Below are 5,899 nucleotides of genomic sequence, written 5' to 3'. Positions count from 1 at the left end.
GACCTCGACCATTTCAAGACCACAAACGATGTCTTCGGCCATCCCGTCGGCGATCAGGTGCTTTGCCGCTTCGCGGCGGTGATCAAGAAATATGGCAGGGCCGGGGTCGATGCCTTCCGGCTAGGCGGTGAGGAGTTCGCGCTCGTCCTATCGCGCATGACGCCGGAAAAGGCGCACGATATGGCAAGCAGGATCGGGGTCGCTTTCGGCACCGAAATCGTTCCGACTCAACGTGGTCCGTTGCGCAGCAGCGTCAGCGGCGGCATGGGATTTGGCGCCCCCGATGGCCGGACCTTGGACGAGGTGCTGGCTGAGGCGGACGCCGCGCTCTACGCCGCAAAGCGCGCCGGGCGAAACCGCGTGATCGCCCAACGCCAGGAGGACCAGCCCGATAGTGGGCCAGCCCTGCGCTCGGCCTAACTTGCCCTACCGTCTACTCTGCGGCGCCGAGATATTCCGACAGCGGCGGGCAGGAGCAGACCAGGTTGCGGTCGCCGGCGACATTGTCGATGCGCGAAACCGGCGGCCAGTATTTTGCTGCCAGATCGACGTCACCCGCTGGGTAGGCTGCTTCCATCCGCGAGTATGGATGCGGCCATGCGCCTGCCAATGCCTCGGCGGCAGTGTGCGGGGCGTTGACCAGCGGGTTGTCGTCGAGCGGCCATTCGCCCTTCGCCACCTTCGCCGCCTCGCCGGCGATCGCAATCATCGCCTCGCAGAATCGGTCGAGTTCGCGCTTGGGTTCGGATTCCGTCGGCTCGACCATCAGCGTGCCGGCGACCGGGAATGACATGGTCGGGGCGTGGAAGCCGTAGTCAATGAGGCGCTTGGCGATGTCGTCGACGCTGATGCCGGCGCTCTCCTTGAGCACGCGCGTGTCGAGAATGCACTCATGGGCGATGCGATCGCTCCTGCCCTTGTAGAGGAGGGGGAAATGCGGCGCGAGCCGCGTCGCCACATAGTTGGCCGAAACGATCGCCGTCTCGGTGGCCTGCTTCAGCCCGGAGCCGCCCATCATGCGGATATACATCCAGGTGATCGGCAGGATCGAAGCGCTGCCGAAGGGCGCGGCGGCGACGGCATGCGCCGAACCTTCCATGACATGGCCCGGCAGATAGGGTTTCAGATGCGCCCTGACGCCGATCGGGCCGACGCCCGGGCCACCGCCGCCATGCGGGATGCAGAAGGTCTTGTGCAGGTTCATGTGGCAGACGTCGGCGCCGATATCGCCGGGGCGGGCGAGACCGACCAGGGCGTTGAGGTTGGCGCCGTCGAAATAGACCTGGCCGCCATGCTCGTGGATGAGGGCGCAGAGATGGCGCGCGCCTTCCTCGTAGACGCCATGCGTCGAGGGATAGGTGAACATCAGCGCCGCGAGGTTCTTGGAATGCTCGTTGGCCTTGGCCCGCATGTCATCCATGTCGATGCTGCCGTCCTCTGCGCAGCGCACGACGACGACGCTCATTCCCGCCATCGCCGCGCTCGCCGGATTGGTGCCATGCGCGGAGGACGGGATAAGGCACACGGTGCGGTGGCCTTCGCCGCGCGCGCGGTGATAGGCGCGGATGGCGAGCAGGCCGGCATATTCGCCCTGGCTGCCGGCATTGGGCTGCAGGCTGACCGCGTCGAAACCGGTGATCTCCGACAGCCAGGCCTCCAGGTCGCCGACCATGGCCCGATAGCCGGCCGAATGGCTGGCCGGCGCGAAGGGATGCAGGTTGGCGACATTCACCCAACTCACGGGCATCATCTCGGCGGCGGCGTTGAGCTTCATGGTGCAGGATCCGAGCGGGATCATGGCGCGGTCCAGCGCGAGGTCCTTGTCGGCCAGCCGCCGCAGGAAGCGCATCATCTCGGTCTCGGAGTGGTTCTCGTGGAAAACCGGCTGGGTGAGGAACTCCTTGCCGCGCCGCTGACCGGGCATCGAGCCGGCTGCCACCGTGCCGGGCTTGGCGCCGAATAGCGCCGCGATCGCTTCGAGGTCGGCTTCGGTCGAGGTCTCGTCGAAGGCGATGCCGACGTGGTCGGCATCGATGACGCGCAGCAGCCGGCCAGTCTTCTCGGCGGCGGCGGCTATTGCCGCTGCCTTGCCTTTCACTTCCGCCGTCACAGTGTCGAAGCGATGTGCTCCGAGAACGGCCACGCCCGCTGTCTTCAGTCCCGCCGCAAGGCGGTTGGCGAGAGTGTGGACGCGCTCCGCGATCGCTTGCAAACCGGCGGGACCGTGCCAGATCGCATAGGCCGTCGCCATGTTGGCGAGCAGCGCCTGCGCGGTGCAGATATTGGAGGTCGCCTTGTCGCGGCGGATGTGCTGCTCGCGCGTCTGCAGCGCCAGGCGATAGCCCGGGCGGCCCTTGCTGTCGGTCGACTGGCCGACGAGGCGGCCGGGCATCAGACGGGTGAGCTTGTCGGAGACGGCGCAATAGGCCGCGTGCGGGCCGCCAAAGCCCATCGGCACGCCGAAGCGCTGCATCGGACCGACGGCGATGTCGGCACCGAGCTTGGCCGGCGCATCCGTCAACGTAAGCGCGAGCGGGTCGGCGATGAAGACGACCAGAGCGCCAGCGGCGCAGGCCTTCTCGATCGCCGCCTTGTGGTCGCCATAGACGCCGAAAGTGTCCGGCCAGGAGACGAGCAGGGCGGCGGTGTTGTCGTCGATGGTCTCGCCGTCGACCTCGGTGCCGAGCGGTTCGGCGCGGGTGCGCACGACATCGAGCGTCTGCGGATGCGGCGTGCCGGCAAGCGCCACCTTGGTGCGCTTGTCGCGGTGATGGCGCAGTGCGATGCCGACCGCTTCGGCAACGGCGGTGGCCTCGTCGAGCAGCGAAGCCGACGCCACCGGCAGGCCGGTCAGCTCGGCAACCAGGGTCTGGAAATTGAACAGCATCTCCAGCCGGCCCTGACTGATCTCGGCTTGGTAAGGCGTGTAGGCCGTGTACCAGGCCGGGTTCTCGAACATGTTGCGCTGGATGACCGGCGGCACATGGACGCCGTGATAACCGGCGCCGATGAAGCTCTTCAGCACCGTGTTCTTCACCATCATCGCCGACAATTCGGCCAGTGCTTCGGCCTCGCTGGCCGGAGTGGGCAGGTTGAGCGGCAGGTCGAGGCGGATCGATCTCGGCACGGCCTGGCTGATCAGCGTTTCGACGGACGGAACGCCGATGGTGGCGAGCATGGCCCTGACATCGTTGACACTGGGGCCGATGTGACGGGCCGAGAAAGGAATGGGTGCTGCGGTCATTTCCAAGATCCTGGTATCAGCCGATATGGGCTTTGTAGGCGGCCTCGTCCATGAGGCTGTCGAGTTGGCTTGCGTTGGAAAGCTTCATCTTCCAGAGCCAGCCATCGCCGGTCGCCGCCGAATTGACCAATGAAGGGTCCGACGACAGTGCTGTGTTGGCTTCGGTGATCTCGCCGTCGACCGGCGCATAGACGTCAGAGGCCGCCTTGACGGATTCGACGACTACTGCAGTGTCGCCCTTGGCGAGCTTGCGGCCGATTTCCGGCAGTTCGACGAAGACGAGATCGCCGAGCTGCTCCTGCGCATAGTCGGTGATGCCGACGGTGGCGACGCCGCCTTCGACGCGCAGCCATTCATGATCCTCGGTGAAATAGGTATTTGCCATCGGAATATCATCCTTTGCGGTAGCGATGTGGCGTGAAGGGCAGCGAAGTGACGTCGATCGGGATGCTGGTCCCGCGGACGTCGGCGAACAGTCTGTTGCCGGGCTTGGCCAGCGCATTGTCGACATAGCCAATGGCGACCGGGTGGCCAGTCGACGGCCCGAAGCCGCCCGAGGTCACGTGACCTGCCGCATTGCCGTCGGCATCGACAAGCGCGGCGCCGGCGCGCACCGGCTGACGACCATCGGGCTTTAGGCCAACGCGCTTCTGAGACGGCCCACGCTCGAGGATCGAGCGCAGCGCGTCGGCGCCGATGAAGTGACCGGAAGCGCGGAGCTCCTTAGGGATCGCCCACATCAAAGCGGCGCTCGCCGGATCGGTCTCGGGTGTCAGATCCTGGCCATGCAGGCAGAGCCCTGCCTCAAGCCGCAGGCTGTCGCGGGCGGCAAGGCCGATCCATTGCACGCGCTCGTCCTGCAGCAGGTTGCCGACGAGATCGCGGGCATCCGCTTCCGGCAGCCCGATCTCGAATCCATCCTCGCCGGTATAGCCGGAGCGGCTCATGAACCAGTGTTGCCGGGGCTCGACACCATGCATGAACAGCAGCGAGCCCGTTTCGATACCGGGTCGCGAAAGGGCCGCCCAGGCGTCCGGGCCTTGGATCGCCAGGAAGACGCGGTCGAGCGGCTCGACCTTGGCATCGAAATCCGCGGCCAACGCACGCAAATGCCTTTCGTCCTCGGCCGCATTGCCGGCGTTGGCCACCACCATGAATCGGCCATCGCCAAGACGCGTGACGATCAAGTCGTCAATGACGCCGGCGGCCTCGTTGAGGAAGAAGGTGTATTTGGATTGGGCGATTTCCATCGCGCCGGCGTCGAGCGGGCAGGCGCGGTTGAGTAGGTCGGCGGCGCCCGGGCCGCCGACCTCGAACAGCTTCATATGCGAGATGTCGAACAGGCCGGCATGCTCGCGCGTGTGGAGGTGCTCCTTCATCACGCCGGCCGGATAGGTCAGCGGCATCGACCAGCCGGCAAAAGCGCCGAAACGCGCGCCCGCGGCGCTATGCAAATCCTCGAGGGGTAGATGTTTGGTGTCTTCGCCGGTCATGTCTTCTCCAGAGTCGCACGCAATCGACCGCCATTAGCGGTCTAGTCCGTGCCCCTCTGTCTGAAGCCTGAGAGACTCGCGCCCCGTAACTCTGTCGGCAGCGCTTACACCTTCGGCGCGGGAAGATTCCCGACTTTCCAGAGTTGTCTTTCCCGTCCACGGTTCTTTTGCCTGAGAGATTTCGGGCGATTTCCCCTTCGGCGACAGCTTGCGCTGTTCTCTCCCGCAAACAGGTAGGACTCAGTCACCTGAGCCCTCGACGCGCCATCCATAGCCCGTCGGCGACACCTTGTCACCTCCCAGCGACATATCTCTCGGCAGCCGACGCCGATGACAACACCCGATCCGGTCTGAACGGCGGCCCAGCAAGGCGGCCTAGTCGCCCGAGGCCATCGTCTTGCAAAGGATGATGTTGGAATGGCCGATTGTCGCCGTGAGGCTTTTCTCAATCGCGTTGAACTCGGCTGACGCAAGATCGTGCTCGGCCTGCAGGCGAAGCGCCATCAAATACCGGCATACCAGTCGTAGCCATTGTCTTCCCAATAGCCGCCGCGACCGCCGCCGACATTGGCGAAGCCGTCGACCAGCTCGATCTTGTAGAGATATTTCGGCATCTTGTAGCCGAGCTGGCGCTCGACCCGTACCCGCAGCGGCGCGCCGTTCTCGACCGGCAGCGGCTTGCCGTTCAAGCCGTAGGCCAGGATCGTTTGCGGATGGCGGGCATCGATCAGGTCGATGCTGCCGTAATATTTGATGTCGCCAGACAGGCTTTGGTCGATCGTGTCGAGGCAATGGAACATGACGTAGCGCGCCTGCGGCTTGACGATGGCCTGATCGAGCACCAGCGACAAAGGCGTGCCGGTCCATTTGGCGATGCAGCTCCAGCCTTCAACGCAGTCGTGGCGGGTGATCTGGGTGCGGCTCGGCATGTTCTGCAACTGCTCGCGGGTGAGCGACAGCGGTTTTTCGACGAGGCCGGTCACCTCCAGGCGCCAGTCGGCGAAATTGTTGGCGAGCAGACCCTTATAGGGGTCGTCGTCAGGCGCGGTGACGCCGTTCGGCCGCTGGGGCTGGCGGATGTCGGCCTCACTGAATTCCGGTGCCAGCGCGTCCCGGCCGGCGAGCAGGCGCTGTGCGCGGTATGTCAGCCCGGTGGCGCTTT

At 65.3% G+C, this 5,899-nt stretch carries 6 protein-coding genes and 1 riboswitch; of the genes, 1 reads left to right on the top strand and 5 read right to left on the bottom strand.

The window, feature by feature from the left end; translation table 11 throughout:
- Positions 1–420: GGDEF domain-containing protein (locus EOA60_RS15335; RefSeq protein WP_164899326.1), on the top strand; the 420-nt coding region annotated here is incomplete at its 5' end.
- Positions 421–433: 13 nt separating this feature from the next.
- Here EOA60_RS15335 and gcvP read toward each other — a convergent pair.
- The 5 genes from gcvP to EOA60_RS15315 all read right to left on the bottom strand — a co-directional run.
- A complete protein-coding gene (gene gcvP / locus EOA60_RS15330; RefSeq protein WP_127335525.1) occupies positions 434–3,244 on the bottom strand; it encodes an aminomethyl-transferring glycine dehydrogenase in 2,811 nt (936 codons plus the stop codon).
- Positions 3,245–3,260: 16 nt separating this feature from the next.
- Positions 3,261–3,629, bottom strand: coding sequence for a glycine cleavage system protein GcvH (gcvH, locus tag EOA60_RS15325; RefSeq protein ID WP_067000208.1), 369 nt, complete (start codon positions 3,627–3,629; stop codon positions 3,261–3,263).
- A gap of 7 nt (positions 3,630–3,636) precedes the next feature.
- Positions 3,637–4,737, bottom strand: a complete 1,101-nt coding sequence (gene gcvT / locus EOA60_RS15320; protein WP_127335526.1) for a glycine cleavage system aminomethyltransferase GcvT — start codon at positions 4,735–4,737, stop codon at positions 3,637–3,639.
- Between the two features lie 149 nt (positions 4,738–4,886).
- Positions 4,887–4,973, bottom strand: a riboswitch (glycine riboswitch).
- A gap of 139 nt (positions 4,974–5,112) precedes the next feature.
- Entirely contained in the window at positions 5,113–5,241 is a 129-nt protein-coding gene (locus tag EOA60_RS39715; RefSeq protein ID WP_259979720.1) for a hypothetical protein, read from the bottom strand.
- Positions 5,241–5,899: molybdopterin-binding protein (locus EOA60_RS15315; RefSeq protein ID WP_128311561.1), on the bottom strand; the 659-nt coding region annotated here is incomplete at its 5' end. The genes EOA60_RS39715 and EOA60_RS15315, both read right to left, overlap by 1 nt.

The organism is Mesorhizobium sp. M1A.F.Ca.IN.020.06.1.1 (assembly GCF_004023265.1).
Taxonomy (GTDB): Bacteria; Pseudomonadota; Alphaproteobacteria; order Rhizobiales; family Rhizobiaceae; genus Mesorhizobium.
The sequence above is the reverse complement of the archived record's forward strand: the minus strand, read 5'-3'. Positions and strand labels throughout refer to the sequence as shown.